Below are 18,633 nucleotides of genomic sequence, written 5' to 3'. Positions count from 1 at the left end.
TAGAATTTTATGTATATTATTTTCGATACGGAAACGACGGGTTTGCCTAAGCGTTGGGACGCACCAATTACCGATACGGACAATTGGCCTCGCTGTATTCAATTGGCTTGGCAGATTCATGATGAGATGGGAAATTTGGTCGAACATCACGATTTCTTGGTTAAGCCAGATGGATTTGATATACCCTATGACTCTGAAAAAATACACGGCATATCGACTGCATTGGCAGAAGAGCAGGGATTGCCGCTCCAGGAGGTCTTAGAGAAATTCAATGTGGCATTGAATAAAGCTAAGTTTGTTGTTGGACAAAATATTGGTTTTGATTTGAATATCATGGGCTGTGAATTTTACCGTTATGGTGTCACGTCCAATATGGCTAATATGCCTGTATTGGATACCTGTACGGAAGTAACAGCTGAACTTCTGAAAATCCCAGGCGGACGGGGCGGACGCTATAAGTTGCCTAACCTTACCGAGCTGCATTCTTATTTATTTGGAGTACCGTTTGCTGAGGCACATAATGCAACAGCCGACGTGGAAGCGACAACACGTTGTTTTCTGGAGCTTGTAAGAAGAGAAGTATTCACTGCCGAAGAACTTCAGGTCGATACGGGCTACTTTGTCGATTTTAAAACGAACAATCCTGGTCCTATACCCACTGTTGGACTGAAACATATCAACCTAAAAGCAGCTTCTGATGAAATTAGAAAACGGTCTCAGCCAGATGAAGTCAAGGTTGTTGTTGATGCGGACGCATTAGCAGCCTTAAAGGATGCCAAATTTGCCCATTTACATAACCACTCTCAGTTTTCGATCTTGCAGTCCACGATGTCATACGATAGGTTGGTTTCGGCAGCGGTCAAGGATAATATGCCTGCGGTTGCATTGACCGATCATGGAAATATGATGGGCGCCTTTGAATTTGTGTCTCGTGTTATTGGACATAACAAGGAGGTAGAAGCGCAGAATGCCGAGGCGATTGAAAATGGGCAGGAGCCTACTGGTCAACTTTTAAAACCAATTGTTGGTTGTGAATTTTTTGTTTGCGAAAACCACAAAGATAAGTCCCGAAAGGACAATGGGTATCAAATTGTATTATTGGCAAAGAATAAACGGGGGTACCATAACCTGGCTAAACTGGCTTCCTTTGCGTATACTGCTGGGTTCTATTATGTACCCCGTATTGATAAAGATCTTATCCTTCAATATAAGGAAGATGTTATTGCCCTGTCGGGTAACCTACAAGGGGAAGTACCTAATAAAATACTGAATATTGGTGAGAGCCAGGCCGAAGAGGCCCTGCTATGGTGGAAAGAGCAATTTGGAGATGATTTTTATCTTGAATTGATGCGCCATGGTCAGGAAGATGAAGATCGTGTGAATCAAACCCTGCTTAAATTTTCCCGCAAATATCAGGTCAAAGTTGTTGCAACCAATAATACGTATTACGAGAAGAAAGGCGATGCGCATGCGCATGATATTTTGCTCTGTGTGAAAGATGGTGAGAAGCTATCGACTCCAAAAGGTAGGGGACGTGGATTCCGTTTTGGTTTACCCAATCAGGAATATTATTTCAAATCTTCAGATGAAATGAAGGCCCTTTTTAAAGATCTACCCGAAGCAATTTTAAATATTCAGGAAATTGTTGATAAAGTGGAGATTTTTAAACTGAACCGCGATGTTCTTTTGCCTAAATTTGATATTCCTGAGGAATTTCAAGTGGAAGCGGATCTTGAAGATGGCGGAAAACGAGGTGAGAATAAATACCTTGCTCATCTATGTTATGTTGGGGCAAAAAAACGTTATCAGGAAATTACGGACGATATTCGTGAACGTCTAGACTTTGAGTTGGCGACAATCGAGAAGACGGGATATCCCGGATACTTTCTGATCGTACAGGATTTTATTGCTGCTGCTCGTGTTATGGGAGTTTCTGTTGGGCCTGGACGTGGGTCGGCTGCCGGTTCTGCTGTCGCTTATTGTCTTGGTATTACCAATATCGATCCGATCAAATATGATTTACTTTTTGAGCGTTTCCTAAATCCTGACCGTGTATCCATGCCCGATATCGATATTGACTTCGATGATGAGGGCCGTGGGCGCGTCATGCAATATGTAATCAATAAATATGGGGCCAGTCAAGTTGCCCAAATTATTACTTATGGTACCATGGCTGCCAAGTCATCCATTAAGGACACGGCGCGCGTATTGGATTTACCTTTAGGTGATGCCAATGAAATTGCCAAGCTGATCCCAAATCTTAAATTATCTAAAATTTTTACCTTGGATGATGCGGGGTTAAAGGAAAAGCTAAGAACTGAAGAGATCGAAGCTGTGAATAGGCTAAAGTCTATTGCCGATGGAGCTGGGCTTGAGGCCGAAACGATCCGACAGGCTAGGGTTTTGGAAGGTTCTGTTCGAAATACAGGTATCCATGCCTGTGGTGTTATTATTACGCCAGACGATATTACTAATTTCGTTCCTGTTTCTTTGGCAAAAGACTCTGATCTGTATGTGACGCAGTTCGATAACCACGTTGTTGAAAGTGCCGGTTTGCTGAAAATGGACTTTTTGGGTTTAAAGACACTGACACTGATTAAAGATACGGTTGAAAATGTCAAATTAAGTCATGGTATTGTGCTGGATCCGGATCAGTTTCCGATCGACGATGAGCTTACGTATGAGCTCTTTCAGCGTGGAGAAACCATAGGGGTGTTCCAGTATGAATCTCCTGGAATGCAGAAATACATGCGCGACCTTAAGCCGACGGTATTTGCCGATTTGATTGCGATGAATGCACTCTATCGTCCGGGACCAATCGAATATATTCCAAGTTTTATTAAGCGTAAGCACGGTATAGACCCCATTGTTTACGATTTGGATGCTTGTGAGGAATACCTCAAGGAAACCTACGGTATTACAGTCTACCAGGAGCAGGTTATGCTCTTGTCCCAGAAGCTTGCGGGATTTTCAAAAGGTGATGCCGATGTCTTGCGTAAGGCTATGGGTAAGAAGCAAAAGGCTGTACTCGATAAGATGAAGCCGAAGTTTGTTTCGCAGGCAGAGGAGAAAGGGCATAATGCAAAAGTTCTGGAGAAGATCTGGACCGACTGGGAGGCTTTTGCGAGTTATGCATTTAATAAATCCCACTCGACCTGTTATGCTTGGGTTGCTTATCAGACCGCTTATTTAAAAGCGCATTTTCCTGCGGAATACATGGCTGCGGTACTTTCCAATAACATGAATGATATCAAGCAGGTGACATTCTTTATGGAGGAATGTAAACGAATGGGCTTGCAGGTATTGGGGCCAGATGTGAATGAATCCTATTATAAGTTTACTGTAAATGAATCTGGAGCTATTCGTTTTGGAATAGGTGCGGTGAAAGGTGTTGGGGCAGGAGCGGTAGACGCTATCGTGCAAACACGGCAATCAGGATTGTATAAATCTGTTTTCGATATGGCTAAACGAATCGATCTTCGTGCGGTCAACAAGAAAGCTTTTGAGAGTCTGGCTTATGCTGGAGGCTTTGATAGTTTTGAGAATACGCACCGTGCACAATATTTTCATTCGGATGAAAATTCAACAGGAATGGAAAAGGCGATCCGATTTGGCCAGCGCTTTAAGGAAAATGAAAGTTCGGCCCAAGCGAGCTTGTTTGGTGTAGGAGGGGCTGCAGAATTGCCTGAGCCAGTTTTGGCGCCATGTCCGCAATGGGGATTGATTGAAAAGCTTAAATATGAAAAAGATGTTATAGGTATTTATCTGACCAGTCACCCCTTGGATACCTACCGGTTTGAGATTGAACATTTTTGTCAGAATTCGGTTTCAGATTTGGCCTTGATCAATAAGGTTAAGGCAGCAGAGGTCGATGAAGAGACTTTGCTTGAGTTTAATCGGATCAAGAACAAAGAATTGGTGATTGGTGGTATTATCGCATCGGCAAACCATCGATTGACGAAGACAGGTAAGCCTTTTGCGTCATTTATCATAGAAGATTATAGTGATTCTTATGATATGGCAGTTTTCGGCGAAGAATACGTTAAGTTGAAGGGATATTTGCAAGAGGGATATTTTGTGCAATTGCGGGGTTTGGTACAGGAGCGTTTCAGACAGGTTGGAAATTGGGGCTTTGAGCTGCGCAGTGTGCAGTTGCTTTCGGATCTTCGTGAGAAGATGGCGAAGAGTTTTACGATCAATATTCCTTTACCTAAGTTGAACGAAGCATTTCTTGATGGAATCAAGGATATACTGGCGCAAAATGAGATCGAGGGAGTTGTGCCAAATTGTCAATTGAAGTTTAAAATATGGGATCCACAAGATGAAATATCTGTCGAAATGCCAGCTAAAAGTCTGAAAATAAACCTAACAAATGAATTTTTGGATTGTATAGATAAGTTTGAAGGGATAAATTACCGATTGAATTAGTTTGGATTAGAATTTGTGTAATTAAGATTACAAATACATTGGTAGTTGTTACTATCTTTGTTTATTGATTTTAGCAATTAAATAGTATTATAGATATAACTTCGGTTTATAAAATTAAAAGATTATGGCATTAGAAATTACAGATAGCAACTTTGAAGAAGTTGTCTTAAAAGCAGACAAACCAGTATTAATCGATTTTTGGGCAGAGTGGTGTGGTCCTTGCCGTATGGTAGGTCCTGTGGTTGAAGAATTGGCTAAGGATTATGAAGGTAAAGCTGTTGTAGGAAAAGTGAATGTAGATGAAAATCCAGAGATTTCTGTTCGTTATGGCATTCGTAATATTCCAGCTTTATTGTTCTTTAAAAATGGAGAAATCGTTGATAAACAAATTGGAGCTGTTCCAAAATCAGTATTGAACGAGAAATTGGAAAAACAATTAGCATAATTTAGCTGAAAAATAAAAAAAAGCCTGAAATATAATATTTCAGGCTTTTTTTTGCTGTTAAATTTTATCTATTTGAATTTTATTTAGTGTTTTTTTTGATTTTTATCTTGATTTTTATTCTTTTTATGTTGTTTTTATGTTTTCGTTTATGTTTTTACGTTATTTTTCTGTGTTTGTTTAAATATTTGTGGTTTTATGGTAGTTTTTAGTGATTTATTGTCCTGTTTTATGTTTATATTTTTGGAAATTTAAAATTATTTATGATTTTTTGATAAAAAATTCAATTTAATTTGTAAAAATGAATATTTTTTCCTTCTTTTGAGTATTGAAATTGAGTTTCGAAAAAGATTTGTTTCGGTTTAACTGGTTTCGATGTTATTTTTTTGACTCGGTGGTTTTGGAGTTGTTTTTTTAAAAAAATAGAGATTGATAAAGATTTTCCCTTTCAAATACCCTAGATTATGCCTCGCGTTGCTCTCCGTAACGCGAGTTTTTTTTGGGGGGTAAAGTAGGGGTAAAACAAAAGCGGCTATCCGAAAGGATAGCCGCTTTATATTATTGACTAAATAAACTGAATTATTCAGCAATTACTTCGAAAGGAACTTGAACTTTCACTTCTTTGTGTAAGTTTAAGTTAGCGATGTATTCACCTAATTCTTTAGGTTCTACTTCGAAAGTGATACGACGACGATCTACATCAAAGCCTTTTGCTTTCAACGCATCAGCAATTTGGATGCTGTTTACTTTACCAAAGATTTTACCAGATTCACCTGCTTTAGCACCAATTGAAAGTTTGATAGCTTCCAATTTACCTGCTAATTCAGTAGCGTCTTTTTTGATTTTTTCTTGTTTGAACTGAGCTTGTTTGATGTTCTCAGCTAAAACTTTCTTTGCAGATTCAGTCGCTTGGATAGCAAATCCTTGCGGGATTAAGTAGTTACGACCGAAACCTGGTTTTACATTAACGATATCGTTTTGCTCACCTAAGCCTTTGATATCTTGTTTTAAAATTACTTCCATTCTCTATCGTCCTCCTTATTTAATTGCATCAGCTAAGTAAGGTAATAAGCCGATGTGACGAGCACGTTTAACAGCTTGAGCTACTTTACGTTGAAATTTCAAAGATGTACCAGTTAAACGACGAGGTAATATTTTACCTTGATCATTTACAAATTTCATCAAGAAGTTAGCATCTTTATAATCGATATATTTGATACCATTCTTTTTGAAACGACAGTATTTTTTACGGTTGTCCTCTACTTTAGGAGCAGTTACGTATTGGATATTTTCGTTAGCCATTAGTTTGCGCCCTCCTCAGTTTTAGTTTCAGCTTTTTTGTTGAATGCACCGCTACGTTTTTTCTCGTTGTATGCTTTGGCATGTTTGTCTAAGCTTACAGTCAAGAAACGCATAATGCGCTCATCACGTTTGTATTCAACCTCTAATTTATTGATTAATTCACCTGGAGCCTTGAATTCAGTTAAGTGATAAAATCCAGTCGTTTTTTTCTGGATTGGATACGCTAATTTTTTCAAACCCCAATTGTCTTCAGCGACAATCTCGGCTCCGCCTTCTGTTAAGATGTTTTTGAATTTTGCGATTACTTCTTTCGCAGCATCATCAGAAAGCAACGGGGTAAGAACGATTACAGATTCGTACTGTTGCATTTTGTTAATTAATTTTGTTATTTAAAATTCCACTTTTGTGGAAGTGCAAAGGTAGTTATTATATTGTTATGTTGCAATGCTTTGAAATAAAAAAGTTTAGACCCTTTCCTGGAATCTAAACTTTTTCTCAAACGAATTCGACTATATCTTAGTTCAATTTCTTTAATTCTTCTTTGATAGCTGCCTGGATTTTTTCGCTAACAGGCACTAAAGGAAGTCTTAATTGATCTTTTCCAATCCCCAATTCCTGCAAAATGTATTTTACACCAGCTGGGTTTCCTTCAATAAAACATAGATCTGTGATGTTAAGAAGTTCATTGTGGATTGATCTAGCTTCGGCATAATTGCCTTCAGCACATAACTTCGCTAATGTGGCTACCTTTTTCGGTAACGCATTTCCGATCACTGAAATGATACCAGCAGCGCCAAGCGACATCATCGGCAAGGTAACCGGATCGTCTCCGGAAATCAATAGAAATTCTGCTGGTTTATCCCGTAGAATTTCGCTGAATTGTGCAAAATTGCCGGAAGCTTCTTTGATGGCTACGATATTCGAAAAATCATTGGCCAGTCGCAATGTTGTCTGTGCTGTTATATTGCTACCCGTACGTCCAGGTACATTGTATAAAATAACCGGAAGTGGAGAGGCGCTTGCAACAGCCTTATAATGCTGGTAAATGCCTTCTTGTGTTGGTTTGTTGTAGTAAGGAGATACCGATAGAATTGCGCAAAAACCTGTTGGATCAAAGTTTTTAATTTGCTCCACAATTTCGGCCGTATTATTTCCACCAATTCCAGCAACCAAGGGTAGTCTACCGTTCACGCGCTTGACAGTAAAATCCCAGATGCGCTTTCGTTCATCATTGGTTAAAGTGGCAACTTCTCCAGTTGTACCTAAAGAAACCAAATAATCCATACCTTCGTTGATTTGCAAGTCAATTAGCTGACCTAATGCTTCGAAATCAACAGATTCATCTGAGTTAAAAGGAGTGACTAATGCTACTCCTGCGCCGTGAAGCTCGTTCATCTTGTTTTTGTATTTATATAAATTTAATTAAAAAAACTTACTTGGGATTAATGAGTTCTAATAGTTCTTGATCATTAATCATCGGGATACCCAATTTTTCAGCCTTCGCTAGTTTGGACGGTCCCATTTTATCTCCTGCCACGAGGTAGCTTAGTTTGGCAGAAATAGAAGATAACATCTTTCCGCCGTTGCTTTCAATTACTGCTGCCAGCTCTTCACGTGAATGGTCTGCAAATACACCGGAAATCAGAAAAGTTTTCCCTTCAAGTGAATTGCTCGCCAGGATGATCTCCTTTTCCTCAATTTCGAAATTTAAGCCATAATTTCGCAGCGCGACAATCTGTTGTTGATGAATTGGATTGTCTAAATATTCTTTGACACTCTCCGCAATGCGACGTCCAATATCTTGTACTCCTTCGATTTCCTCTGTTGAGGCTTGCGCTAGTGCATCAATATTTTTGAAATGCTGGGCTAATTTTTTTGCAATCGTCTCGCCGACATGACGTATTCCAAGCGAAAATAAAACTTTTTCAAAAGGTTTTTCTTTGGATTTTTCAATGCCGTTGAGCATGTTATCGATTGATTTTTGACCGAAACGTTCCAGTTGTTGTAGATCATCCTGATGGTCTTTGAGACCATAGATGTCAACGATGTTGTGTAACAAACCTTTTTTGAAGAAAGTATCCACGGTCTCGTCTCCCATTCCTTCGATATCCATCATTTTTCGTCCGATAAAATGCTGCATTTTGCCAACAATTTGCGGCGGGCATCCGGTTTCATTCGGGCAGTAGTGTACTGCTTCCCCTTCTTGCCGTATAAGTGCTGCGCCGCATTCCGGACAGGAAGTCGGGTAGACAAAACTTGTCGATCCCGATAACCTTTTGTCGAGGTTTACCCCGATTATTTTAGGGATAATTTCGCCCCCTTTTTCCACAAAGACAGTGTCATGTTCGTGTAGATCGAGACGTGCGATTTCATTTGCATTGTGTAAGGACGCGCGCTTTACCGTTGTGCCTGCCAGTTGTACAGGTTGAAGGTTGGCAACAGGTGTAACGGCGCCGGTACGTCCAACTTGATAACTAATCGAGTTAAGAATGGTTTCTACACGCTCGGCTTTGAATTTATAGGATATTGCCCAACGTGGATTTTTGGCCGTAAAGCCAAGCTCTTCCTGTTGTGCATAATCATTTACTTTAATAACGATTCCATCAATTTCATATCCTAGGTTATGACGTTCGACATCCCAATAGTCAATAAATGCAAAAACATCGGTTAATGTGCTGCATTTTCTGCTATGCTCGCTGACGTGGAATCCCCAGTCTTTGACATGGTTTAAGCTATTCCAATGATCGTGAAATAGATTTGTTCTGTTGTCGCAGTACAAAAAGTAAAGGAAACAGTCCAATGGGCGTTTGGCAACTTCAGCAGAATCTTGAAGTTTAATGGTTCCAGAAGCGAAATTTCTTGGGTTGGCATAGGTTTGCTCTTCATTATCGGCTCGTTCCTTATTCAGTCGAAGAAAAGCTGATTTGTGCATAAATATTTCACCTCGTATTTCGAATTGATCTGGATAATCGCCTTCTTTGAGTTTGATCGGGATAGAACGAATTGTTTTCACATTGTTTGTGACAACATCGCCTTGTGTGCCATCACCGCGTGTAACGGCTTTACTTAGTAGGCCATTTTCATACGTCAGACTGATCGATAAACCATCAAATTTTAATTCACAAACATACTCAAACTGATCGCCGATGATTTTGCGGATCCGTTGGTCGAAGTCGAGTAGTTCCGCCTGACTGTACGTGTTGCCCAATGAAAGCATTGGCCAGCGGTGTTTTTCCGTTTGAAATCGGGAGGTAATATCCCCACCAATACGCTGTGTCGGGGAGTTGGGGTCGGCAAAGTTGGGATATTGAGCTTCCAGCGCTTCGAGTTCCTTTAATTTAAGGTCGAAGTCGTAGTCCGAAATAACACTGTTCGCCAATACATAGTATTGATAGTTATAATGGTTGAGCTCTGCCGTTAAGTCTTTTATCTTTTTTTCAATATCCATCACCAACATTTTGCAAAATTACAAATAAAAAGTACGTTTAAATAAAATAAATAAAGAATCTTGTTGTAATGACTGCTTTATTTTTAAAATGCGGTTTTCTGCATTTTGTGTTTTGGGAAAATAATATGCTATTTAAAATCCTCTGGATTTAGCTGTGAAAATTTATGTTTGTTATTTGTGTAAAAATCAATGATAATTGATTTTGTGTAATGCCCTTTTGTATTTTCTTTCGCCTTGTATTTTTTTCGTTTTTTAGCATTTTTGAAAATATTCAAGAAGAAATACTGATGCGCACGACTGATTGCCCAAGCATCCTTAGGTTTTCTGTCGATCAGAAACTTAGCAAGGGCAGCAAAGTCAAACCAAAGCCTGATGAAAATAATCCATATGGCTTTGCCTAACGGTAGGTTTTTTTGCAGCATGACCATATTATTCCTAAAATTGAGGTAAGTCTTTTTGGGATTACTTGCATTGAGGGTTCCTCCACCAACATGATAAACAACAGATTTAGGGCAATAGCCTATGCCGTAGCCCATTTTCTTTAATCGCCAACACAGGTCGATTTCCTCCATATGAGCAAAGAAATCTTCATCAAGGCCATCTGCTTCCTTCCAGGCTTTTGAGCGAATAAAAAGCGCAGCTCCAGATGCCCAAAAGATCTCGGATTCCTTATCGTACTGTCCCGCATCATCTTCTACTTCATGTAGGATTCTCCCTTTACAGAAAGGAAAGCCAAAGTAATCCAGATAGCCACCGGCGGCTCCGGCATGTTCAAACTTCTGCTTGTCATGAAATGAACGGATTTTAGGCTGTGCTGCTGCGAGGGAAGGGTTTCTTTCCAAGTATTCAATCACGGGTTCAATCCAGTTTTGGCTCACTTCGACATCCGAATTGAGGAGTACATAGTAATCAGCATCTACACGCTGCAGTATTTTGTTATAACCTCCTGCGAAGCCATAGTTTTTATCATTTTCAAGTATAGTAATCGTCGGATAGTACTGTTTCACAAATGAAATTGAATCATCATCGGAGGCATTGTCTCCAATGACAAATTCGACATTCGGATACGAACTATTATATACGGATGGCAAAAATTTTTCTAGGAAAAATCGACCATTCCAATTGAGGATAACGACAGCTACTTTGGGTAATTTACTCATTTTCTACGTTTTCTTTTCCAGCGATTATGTGACCATAACCAATATTCTGGGTTTTCACGAATAAGCTGTTCAGCAAATTGATTGTGTATATCGGTAATTTCATGCTCGCCAAAGCCACTTGGATCTTCGATTAAAGTAACGAATTTACAGAAATACTGCCCTCTTTTGGGCTTTCTTCCGATATAACAATAGACCACAGGTGCTTTACTTATTCTAGAAAGTCTTTCGGCTCCTGTATAGACCAATGTTTCCTGATTTAGCCAATTAATAAAATAATCGGAATCCGAATACAGTGGTGTTTGATCGGCAACGAGTATACTGATATTGGGCTGGCCCTTCAACTTGACGATATGACGGAGTATTTGTTTCATTGGAACCATTTCAGCGCCAAACCGTCCCCGCATGTCATTGTACACCGTGTCAATGTCTTTGTTGTTGAGTGGTTTGTATACTATCAGTGTAGGGAAGTTGGTGATTAAACTCAAACGGTGAATACCAAGCTCCCAATTGGCATAATGTGAAGTTACCCCGATTACGTTTTTGCCTGCCTCGAGGTGTCTCGTCAATTCTTCTACATCTTCCAAAGTCATCTTTTTCTTGACTTCCTCAGCCGTAATCGTTTTCAATTTGATCGATTCGACAAGGAGATCCGGGAAAAAACGGTAAAACTTTTTGGCAATAACCAGGCGTTCTTTATCCGTTTTTTCTGGAAAAGCATTCTTTAAGTTTTGAAATACAATATTCTTCCTATATCCAATCATATAGTAGAGTATGTAATAAAGCCCATCGGAGATCAAATATAGAAACCAATAGGGGAGAAGAGAGATGATATAGATTAATGCGTTTAACGCTTTTTGTTTCATGCTATAGCTAAAATTCCCAGTGTTCTTTACAAATATCCTTAATTTAAGTTATTTTTGCGTCACTTATAACAAAAATCATCAGTTTTTATGGAATCGCAGTTATTACTTCCGGCATGTTATCTTCCACCAATATCTTATTTTCATACAATACAAGAGCATAATCTTCCTTTGTTCATCGAGAAATACGAGCATTTTCAAAAGCAGAGCTATCGTACGCGAGCACGCATTGCTTCAGCAAATGGTGTGCAGGATTTGATCGTACCCATTCAACATGGCAATAAAGAACGAGTTCCCATAAAAGATATTCGGATAAGTTATGAATTTAACTGGCAACGTTTACACTGGTTAAGTATACAGACCGCTTACCGGAGTTCTGCATATTTTGAGTATTATGAAGATGATTTTATACGGTTTTACGAAGGTAAATATGACTATCTTGTCGATTTTAATGTGGCCCAGCTGGAGCTTATTCTAAAATCAATCAAACTTAAACGAACAATAGGGTTTACAGAAGCGTATGTGGCCGAGCCGTTAGAAGCGATCGATTTCCGCAACCTTATACATCCCAAAAAAGAAAGTATATGGCCTTATCCAAAAGAATATTATCAGGTTTTCTCTGATAAAAATGGATTTTACCCAGATTTGAGTATTATCGATTTGTTGTTCAACCAAGGGCCGCAATCAAAAAGTTATCTATAGTCGGACGATTTTTTGAACAAAATGCGTTTAATATTGTTGTTATTCAATATTGAACGCATTTAAATGAAACAATTCTTTTTTACTTTTCTCCTTCTTTCTTTGTGTTGGAACTCTATACGGGCTCAGGGCGGCGTTGATACGATACATTATCGAAAAGTTTACTATTGGGGTACAACGGGAATGGGTTTTCCGATCGGGAAAACCAAAGATATACTTTCGCCAAAGTTTTCGGGTAGTATTGGTTTAGATATATCCCTGAAAAATTCAATGTTTTTTGTATCCCCCACGCTTTATACACTTTCATTTAAGTACAAACAACCCTTAATTGATCCCGATTTCGAATACCGCATAGAAGATGTCAATACGAATTTCTATACTTTTTCATTCTCGGGCGGGATTAGGAAACAGATGCGTAGACTGAATATCTACGGTTTTGCTGGGCCTGGCGTTGGTCTGGCGAGTGAGCCGAGAGCGCGTGTGCTAGCAGATCAAAAGCTCGTCAAGATGGAGAATAAAAATCACCTGAATTTCTCCAGTAAATTGGGGGCTGGCGCAGATTACAAATTTAATGGCTTCTTTTTAGGGCTCGAGCTTGGTTATCTCCATAATTTTAGGAAGATACAGGATAGGCCTGTTAATATTTTTACCGTCATGATCGGTTTAAAATCCGATATCACGCAGATTGGAGACAAAGTCATTGACGTCATCGGTATAGACGGTTCCATCAGTGGTAAAAAAGACAAAAAATAAATTTATTGTTTTAAGACCTGAATGGTGTCTCCAACATGTGCTTCGGCGTCGCTTCCTGTTTTTTTAACTTTTTCCGTCTGTTCAACCGCTACCGCAAATGTGGAAGGTACAATGCCTGCACCAAATTTAATGGCATAAAACTTGGTGAATTCTGCCCCAAAATACAATATTGCAGCCGAATAGTAGATCCATAATAACATGACTATAATAGAGCCCGCAGCCCCGTAGAAACTTGCTGTGGAGGAAAGGTTCAGATAAATTGAAATGCCGTACCTGCCTAACATGAAAAGTAAACCCGTAAAAATGGCTCCGCCAAGCATGTCTCTGAATTTTACTTTGGCATCGGGAAGAAAGGAAAAGATAAAGCCAAATAAAATGACAATAACCGAAAATGTGATACCTGTATTGACCCATGAAATTAGTGCAATCGGAATGAAAGGGAAATAGGTCATGACTAAATTGGTTACGGCAACGATGACTCCGTTAATCATGAGCGAGGCAATAAGTAAAAAGCCCAAGGCGATCACGATGGAAAAAGAGATCAACCTGTTGATAATTAATTTTAGCCATCCCTTTTTTGGTTTAGGTTTTACTTTCCAGATATTGTTTATCGAATCTTGTATATCAACGAATAAGGTTGTGGAAGACAGGATCAATGTAACGATACCTATCGTGATCCCCATATTGGATTTATTCTCGAAAGTTATCTTTTGAAGATAAGACTGGATCTGCATGGTCACATCCTGTCCAAAAAGAACCATGACTTCCTCCAACACCTGATCCTGCGCCGAAGATCCACTTTGAAGATGTTCTCCATAGAAGAATCCGATACACCAGATCACAATCATAAGAAGTGGACCGATGGAGAAGACGGTATAATAAGCCAATGAAGCGCTCTTCTTCATACATTTGTCATCATTGAATCCGTTAAAGGCATCAACTAGGACATGCCAAATACTTTTCCAGTAAGCGAGTGTAAATAAATCTCGTAGTTTAACGTGCTTCATAAGTACGATAATCAGCTCCAATAATCGTGCAAATTGTTACTCTTGGTTTTGTTCCTGATACAATTTATCGATTACAGCTTCGTTCTCTTTTAAAATAATTTTTCGTTTTAAACTCAATTTTGGCGTCAATTGACCGTCGTTTATTGTCCATTCCTTTGGAAGAAGAATAAATTTCTTCACAATTTCCCAATGTCCAAAATTAGTAGATAATCGGTTAATTTCTTCTTGATATTTTTGGATTACTTCCGGATTTTTGATGATTTCTTCGTTTGAACCGCTGGAAATACCTTTTTGGTTTGCCCATTTTGACAGCACATCGAATGCAGGAACAATCAACGCTCCAGGAAATTTTCTATTTTCTCCGAAAACCATGACCTGTCCGATTAAGGTAGATTCCATGAGTTTGTTTTCAATGGATTGGGGGGCGATATATTTACCACCTGCCGTCTTAAACATTTCCTTTTTTCGATCGGTTATTTTAAGGAAACCATCGGATGTAATTTCTCCAATATCGCCTGTCTTGAAAAAACCATGATCGTCAAAAGCCTCTTTCGTGGCTTCTTCATTTTTATAATAACCTGTCGTGATGCTGGGACCTTTCACAAGGATTTCACCATCTGAAGCAATTTTAACTTCCAAATTTTTCAGTGGTTTGCCCACCGTCCCAAATTTCAATCCATGCGGTAGATAGGAGTTTACGGCAATAACAGGAGATGTTTCAGTCAGCCCATATCCCTCAAGTACTTTAAGTCCAGCAGCCCAGAATACACGTGCGAGTCGCTCTTGAAGAGCTGCCCCACCCGATACAATGATCTTGATATTTCCGCCAAGAGCTTCTTGCCATTTTGAAAATATGAGTTTTCTAGCGATCGCAAGTTTGATATTGTAAAAAGGGCCATTATGTTCAGGTTCCTGAAATTTTAACCCTAGATCAACAGCCCAGAAGAAAATTTTCTTTTTTAATCCCGTTAAGGCTTTCCCTTTTTCAATAATCTTATCGTATACTTTTTCCAGGACTCGGGGTACGGTGGTAAACACATCGGGTTTGACATCGTTGATGTCGGCGACAACATTGTCTAAGGTTTCCGAAAAATAGATCTGGATTCCTTTCGAATAGTACATATACACCACCATGCGTTCAAAAATATGGCATAAAGGAAGAAAGCTTAGTGCTGTTTTGAAATCTGACCGGATCAGGTGGTTGCAGGCCAAGACGTTGCTATACACGTTTTTGTGCGAGAGATAGACGCCTTTGGGACGTCCTGTTGTACCCGAGGTGTAGATTAAAGTTAACAGATCGTCTTCTGTGACTGCATCACGAAGCGGAGCTAGATCAGTTGAGTCATCTTTTGCTGTTTCGATGAATGTTTTTAGCTGGGTATAATCTTCAATGGCATCAAATGTATACAGTTGTGGGTGTATACCGTGCTCCCTGATCGCTTGTTCAATACGGTTTGTCAATTCGCTATTGCTGACAAAGAGTACATTGACATCCGAGTCATTGACGATAAACGAAAGGTCCTGTGCGGATAAAGTGGGATAGAGGGGAACAGTTGCGAGACCGATTTGATTACAGGCAAAATCAACTAAATTCCATTCGGGGCGGTTGCCGGACATGATTCCGACCCGATCACCTTTTTTGAGACCTAGTTTCAGTAACGCCCTGCTTAAGGTGTCAATCGCGTCGGTGTACTCTTTGGTCGAATACGTCCTCCACTGGCCACTTCCATCTCGCCCTGCCACCATGATGTCCTTTGCGTATTTTTCTTTATATAAGGTTATAAAGTCAAAAATTCTGCCCATATCACTTGAGTTTATTTGGTTACTACTACATGCTGTATTGACCTAAATATACAGAAATAAAGTTGGATAATTTGGGATTATTGTCATAACAAATTAAACATTGTTTCGTTATAGCTGTAATAGATATTTACCCTATAGAAAAGGTCCTTCGTAGGGGAAGTTCCGGTAAATAGTTTTATGTGCACTGCAATTATATTGCATATAAAAAGCAATTTATCTATGTTTGGGAAAATGTAAAGCAAAAAAAAGCGTACGATTTTTATGAAAAAAATATTTTTGGCTGTCGGTGGAATGCTGATGTTTGGAGCATTATCCAATCGAGCTATGGCTCAGTTGGACAATAGGGGTGCTATTGGTGGACGATTTGGGTCTGCTCAGGGAATTACGTATCGTCATACGCTTAACCCGGACCACGCATTGGAAGGTATTATGAGCATTCAGAGCAATTCTGACTTCCGTCGTTTCCGCGTTGTTGGCTTATATGAAATCTATAAACCATTAACTGGAGGATTCAATTGGTATTATGGTTTCGGTGGTAGCGTAGGCTCTTATAAAGAGAAAGACAAAATTATCGATGGTCAGCGCCATTCATTTGACTCACAGCTTAACCTGAGTATTGACGGTATCGTCGGTATTGAATATAATATTCCGCAGGCTCCGTTTCAAATCTCATTGGATGTAAAACCTTATTTCGATTTCCTAAACGAATCCAGTATCAAATTGTTTGATCCGATCGGTTTTTCAGTAAGATATAAATTTTAAAAAAGAAAAGCGGGATCTCCGCTTTTCTTTTTTAATGCTACTACTTCCGTGTTAAGCCATCCAGATTTTACCCAGCAATTCCTGTAGAAAGGTTTGTTCTTTGAGTTGGCGGATTTCGTATATCTTTTTATTGCTCTTTCTGATCTGAACAGGGATTTCACGCACTAAACCATCTCGTGCCACCAGGAAGTTTAATGTTTCACCCTCTTTGGCATGTTGAACAATGAAATCAATTTCCTTGTCTTTCACGTCGAGCCTGTTATTATTAATTGCAATCAGTTCGTCTTTTACATTCAATCCAGCGTCATACGCACCAGAGCCTTTTTCCACTGTTGCTACCGAAATTAACCCGTCCACTTTGTTGGTCGTAATGCCGAGTGTCAATGTGTTGTTATCAATATTGGTATCCACAATTTCATAACCAACGAGATTAAAATAATCGTTATAATCCAGTTCTCCGTCCTGATGGGCAGCATTGAAAATGTCGTCCAATGATGTGCCTGCGATGCGTTCAGCAAGGCTTCTCAATTCATTTTCTTCAAATCCGCGATCAAGTTTTAGGTAGAACTCCTCATAAGCCTCACGGATAACATCATCCAATTTTAGTCTACCTTCTGTAGCAGCGATAATTTTAATATCCAACAATGCTGTCAGCATTGCCCCCTTGTTGTAATAGGAAATTCCTGAATTCATCGAATTTTCATCAGGCCTATAATATTTAATCCAGGTATCGAAACTTGAGGCTGCGGCAGACTGTATCGCATGCCCCGGCCGGTTCAATACAATATTGAAATCGTTAGCTAGCAAAGCGAGGTACTCTTTTTCATCATAAAATCCACAGCGTTTAATAATTAAATTATCATAATACGAAGTGAATCCTTCCATGATCCAGAGGCCTGTGGTATAGTTCTCGCCATCGTAATTAAACGGTCCTAAAGCTTTTGGACGTAAGCGCTTGACATTCCACAGGTGAAAATATTCATGTGCAACGAGACTCAAATAGTTTTTGTAGCTTGTCTCATTTAAATACGCATTCCTCGACGCTCCCAATACTGTTGAATTGAGATGTTCTAGGCCTCCACCTCCAGCTTGGTAATTGTGGGTAATAATGACGTATCGCTCATTGGGGTTCGAACCCCAGATGCGGGTTTCCTCTTCGACGATACGTGTGATATCTTTCGTCAGGCGTTCTTTATCATAACTTCCACCTCCGACCATGGCGCATTCATGCTCGACACCGGCCGCTTGAAATTTCCAGACATCCTGGTTACCGGCTTCGATGGGCGTATCGTATAATACGTCAAAATTTGGTGCATAAAACTTATGTTCTTCAATTTGTTCGAGTCCAGTTGATATACTTGCCCAAGAATCTTTTAGTGCAATGCTGACTGTCGAAGGATTGTCTATACGACCATCGATATGAAAGAAAGTTGCCGTAGGGACGATAAATGCATGGTCACTATCAAAAAAGTTGGTACGCACAGAAACTTCAAAACCGTATACAGCGTATATTACTTCGATTTGATCCAAAGATTCTGTGGGTATCCGCCAGGTGTTCTTTGAAATTTTCTGGTGGGCAACTGTATTGCCTGTTTTGTCAAATGATCGGAATCGTTCTACGTTTTTAGCATATTCACGAATTAAATAAGATCCAGGGGACCAGACCGGCATTTTTAGATCGACATAAGGCTGGTTGAGCTTTGCGATGCTCATTTTTACTTCAATATAATGAGCTTGTACTTCTGAAAATGATACCTCAAAATGTATTTCGGGTATATTGAAATGGTCACTGTCCATGAAAGATGATTTTAATATGAGCTTACAAAATTAAAAGTATCGTACGCTTAACCAAACAAAAAAATAGATTGTTGGTTCTACAATTATGAAGCTGCTTGTTACTGTCATCGTTCTTTTAGTAAAAAAAGAACGATGAGAGGAACAAGCTGATAGTATCCTCCAATATACATAA

15 protein-coding genes are annotated in these 18,633 nt (G+C 39.4%); 5 read left to right on the top strand and 10 right to left on the bottom strand.

What is annotated here, in order from left to right:
• Positions 1-9: 9 nt before the first annotated feature.
• Together dnaE and trxA are read left to right on the top strand one after the other, a co-directional pair.
• Complete coding sequence (gene dnaE / locus AAW12_RS00920) at positions 10-4,428, top strand: DNA polymerase III subunit alpha (protein WP_046671753.1); 4,419 nt, start codon at positions 10-12, stop codon at positions 4,426-4,428.
• 124 nt (positions 4,429-4,552) lie between these two features.
• Complete coding sequence (gene trxA / locus AAW12_RS00915; protein ID WP_046671752.1) at positions 4,553-4,873, top strand: thioredoxin; 321 nt, start codon at positions 4,553-4,555, stop codon at positions 4,871-4,873.
• Between the two features lie 576 nt (positions 4,874-5,449).
• On the opposite strand, the gene rplI is transcribed toward trxA, so the two are convergent.
• The 7 genes from rplI to AAW12_RS00880 all read right to left on the bottom strand — a co-directional run bounded on the left by rplI (position 5,450) and on the right by AAW12_RS00880 (position 11,643).
• Positions 5,450-5,893 (bottom strand): 50S ribosomal protein L9, encoded by a 444-nt coding sequence (gene rplI / locus AAW12_RS00910; RefSeq protein WP_046671751.1) that lies wholly within the window; start codon positions 5,891-5,893, stop codon positions 5,450-5,452.
• Positions 5,894-5,908: 15 nt separating this feature from the next.
• On the bottom strand, positions 5,909-6,172 hold the full coding sequence (rpsR, locus tag AAW12_RS00905; protein ID WP_028071347.1) for a 30S ribosomal protein S18: 264 nt from the start codon (positions 6,170-6,172) through the stop codon (positions 5,909-5,911).
• A complete protein-coding gene (rpsF, locus tag AAW12_RS00900; protein ID WP_046671750.1) occupies positions 6,172-6,540 on the bottom strand; it encodes a 30S ribosomal protein S6 in 369 nt (122 codons plus the stop codon). The genes rpsR and rpsF overlap by 1 nt, the downstream gene beginning before the upstream one ends.
• Before the next feature lie 148 nt (positions 6,541-6,688).
• On the bottom strand, positions 6,689-7,567 hold the full coding sequence (gene dapA / locus AAW12_RS00895) for a 4-hydroxy-tetrahydrodipicolinate synthase (protein WP_046671749.1): 879 nt from the start codon (positions 7,565-7,567) through the stop codon (positions 6,689-6,691).
• 37 nt (positions 7,568-7,604) lie between these two features.
• Entirely contained in the window at positions 7,605-9,629 is a 2,025-nt protein-coding gene (ligA, locus tag AAW12_RS00890) for an NAD-dependent DNA ligase LigA (RefSeq protein ID WP_046671748.1), read from the bottom strand.
• A 119-nt stretch (positions 9,630-9,748) separates the two neighbouring features.
• Positions 9,749-10,780, bottom strand: coding sequence for a glycosyltransferase family 2 protein (locus AAW12_RS00885; protein ID WP_046671747.1), 1,032 nt, complete (start codon positions 10,778-10,780; stop codon positions 9,749-9,751).
• Complete coding sequence (locus tag AAW12_RS00880; protein ID WP_046671746.1) at positions 10,777-11,643, bottom strand: lysophospholipid acyltransferase family protein; 867 nt, start codon at positions 11,641-11,643, stop codon at positions 10,777-10,779. Before AAW12_RS00880 ends, AAW12_RS00885 begins: the two co-directional genes overlap by 4 nt.
• 87 nt (positions 11,644-11,730) lie before the next feature.
• On the opposite strand from AAW12_RS00880, the gene AAW12_RS00875 reads away from it, so the two are divergent.
• Together AAW12_RS00875 and AAW12_RS00870 are read left to right on the top strand one after the other, a co-directional pair.
• The gene (locus AAW12_RS00875; RefSeq protein ID WP_046671745.1) at positions 11,731-12,342 is read left to right on the top strand and encodes a WbqC family protein; all 612 of its coding nucleotides are present in this window, start codon (positions 11,731-11,733) and stop codon (positions 12,340-12,342) included.
• A gap of 63 nt (positions 12,343-12,405) precedes the next feature.
• Complete coding sequence (locus tag AAW12_RS00870) at positions 12,406-13,092, top strand: hypothetical protein (protein ID WP_046671744.1); 687 nt, start codon at positions 12,406-12,408, stop codon at positions 13,090-13,092.
• 2 nt (positions 13,093-13,094) lie between these two features.
• Here the strand turns inward: AAW12_RS00870 and AAW12_RS00865 are convergent, their stop codons facing one another.
• Both AAW12_RS00865 and AAW12_RS00860 read right to left on the bottom strand, forming a co-directional pair.
• Positions 13,095-14,099 (bottom strand): YihY/virulence factor BrkB family protein, encoded by a 1,005-nt coding sequence (locus AAW12_RS00865; RefSeq protein WP_046671743.1) that lies wholly within the window; start codon positions 14,097-14,099, stop codon positions 13,095-13,097.
• A 36-nt stretch (positions 14,100-14,135) separates the two neighbouring features.
• A complete protein-coding gene (locus AAW12_RS00860; RefSeq protein ID WP_046671742.1) occupies positions 14,136-15,902 on the bottom strand; it encodes an AMP-dependent synthetase/ligase in 1,767 nt (588 codons plus the stop codon).
• 261 nt (positions 15,903-16,163) lie between these two features.
• Here AAW12_RS00860 and AAW12_RS00855 point away from each other — a divergent pair, with 261 nt between their 5' ends.
• The gene (locus tag AAW12_RS00855) at positions 16,164-16,664 is read left to right on the top strand and encodes a hypothetical protein (RefSeq protein ID WP_046671741.1); all 501 of its coding nucleotides are present in this window, start codon (positions 16,164-16,166) and stop codon (positions 16,662-16,664) included.
• 51 nt (positions 16,665-16,715) lie between these two features.
• On the opposite strand, the gene AAW12_RS00850 is transcribed toward AAW12_RS00855, so the two are convergent.
• A complete protein-coding gene (locus AAW12_RS00850; RefSeq protein ID WP_046671740.1) occupies positions 16,716-18,461 on the bottom strand; it encodes a M61 family metallopeptidase in 1,746 nt (581 codons plus the stop codon).
• Positions 18,462-18,633: the final 172 nt, after the last annotated feature.

This window comes from Sphingobacterium sp. Ag1, from assembly GCF_000988325.1.
Taxonomy (GTDB): domain Bacteria; phylum Bacteroidota; class Bacteroidia; order Sphingobacteriales; family Sphingobacteriaceae; genus Sphingobacterium.
This window is presented reverse-complemented; position numbering and strand designations above follow the sequence as displayed.

What these genes read in the sequence shown, in the direction of transcription:
- dapA (WP_046671749.1), bottom strand. Translation starts at nt 7,567, where the DNA reads ATGAACGAGCTTCACGGCGCAGGAGTAGCATTAGTCACTCCTTTTAAC.
- AAW12_RS00860 (WP_046671742.1), bottom strand. Translation starts at nt 15,902, where the DNA reads ATGGGCAGAATTTTTGACTTTATAACCTTATATAAAGAAAAATACGCA.
- rplI (WP_046671751.1), bottom strand. Translation starts at nt 5,893, where the DNA reads ATGGAAGTAATTTTAAAACAAGATATCAAAGGCTTAGGTGAGCAAAAC.
- rpsR (WP_028071347.1), bottom strand. Translation starts at nt 6,172, where the DNA reads ATGGCTAACGAAAATATCCAATACGTAACTGCTCCTAAAGTAGAGGAC.
- AAW12_RS00885 (WP_046671747.1), bottom strand. Translation starts at nt 10,780, where the DNA reads ATGAGTAAATTACCCAAAGTAGCTGTCGTTATCCTCAATTGGAATGGT.
- rpsF (WP_046671750.1), bottom strand. Translation starts at nt 6,540, where the DNA reads ATGCAACAGTACGAATCTGTAATCGTTCTTACCCCGTTGCTTTCTGAT.
- AAW12_RS00855 (WP_046671741.1), top strand. Translation starts at nt 16,164, where the DNA reads ATGAAAAAAATATTTTTGGCTGTCGGTGGAATGCTGATGTTTGGAGCA.
- AAW12_RS00870 (WP_046671744.1), top strand. Translation starts at nt 12,406, where the DNA reads ATGAAACAATTCTTTTTTACTTTTCTCCTTCTTTCTTTGTGTTGGAAC.
- AAW12_RS00880 (WP_046671746.1), bottom strand. Translation starts at nt 11,643, where the DNA reads ATGAAACAAAAAGCGTTAAACGCATTAATCTATATCATCTCTCTTCTC.
- AAW12_RS00875 (WP_046671745.1), top strand. Translation starts at nt 11,731, where the DNA reads ATGGAATCGCAGTTATTACTTCCGGCATGTTATCTTCCACCAATATCT.
- AAW12_RS00865 (WP_046671743.1), bottom strand. Translation starts at nt 14,099, where the DNA reads ATGAAGCACGTTAAACTACGAGATTTATTTACACTCGCTTACTGGAAA.
- trxA (WP_046671752.1), top strand. Translation starts at nt 4,553, where the DNA reads ATGGCATTAGAAATTACAGATAGCAACTTTGAAGAAGTTGTCTTAAAA.
- ligA (WP_046671748.1), bottom strand. Translation starts at nt 9,629, where the DNA reads ATGTTGGTGATGGATATTGAAAAAAAGATAAAAGACTTAACGGCAGAG.
- dnaE (WP_046671753.1), top strand. Translation starts at nt 10, where the DNA reads ATGTATATTATTTTCGATACGGAAACGACGGGTTTGCCTAAGCGTTGG.
- AAW12_RS00850 (WP_046671740.1), bottom strand. Translation starts at nt 18,461, where the DNA reads ATGGACAGTGACCATTTCAATATACCCGAAATACATTTTGAGGTATCA.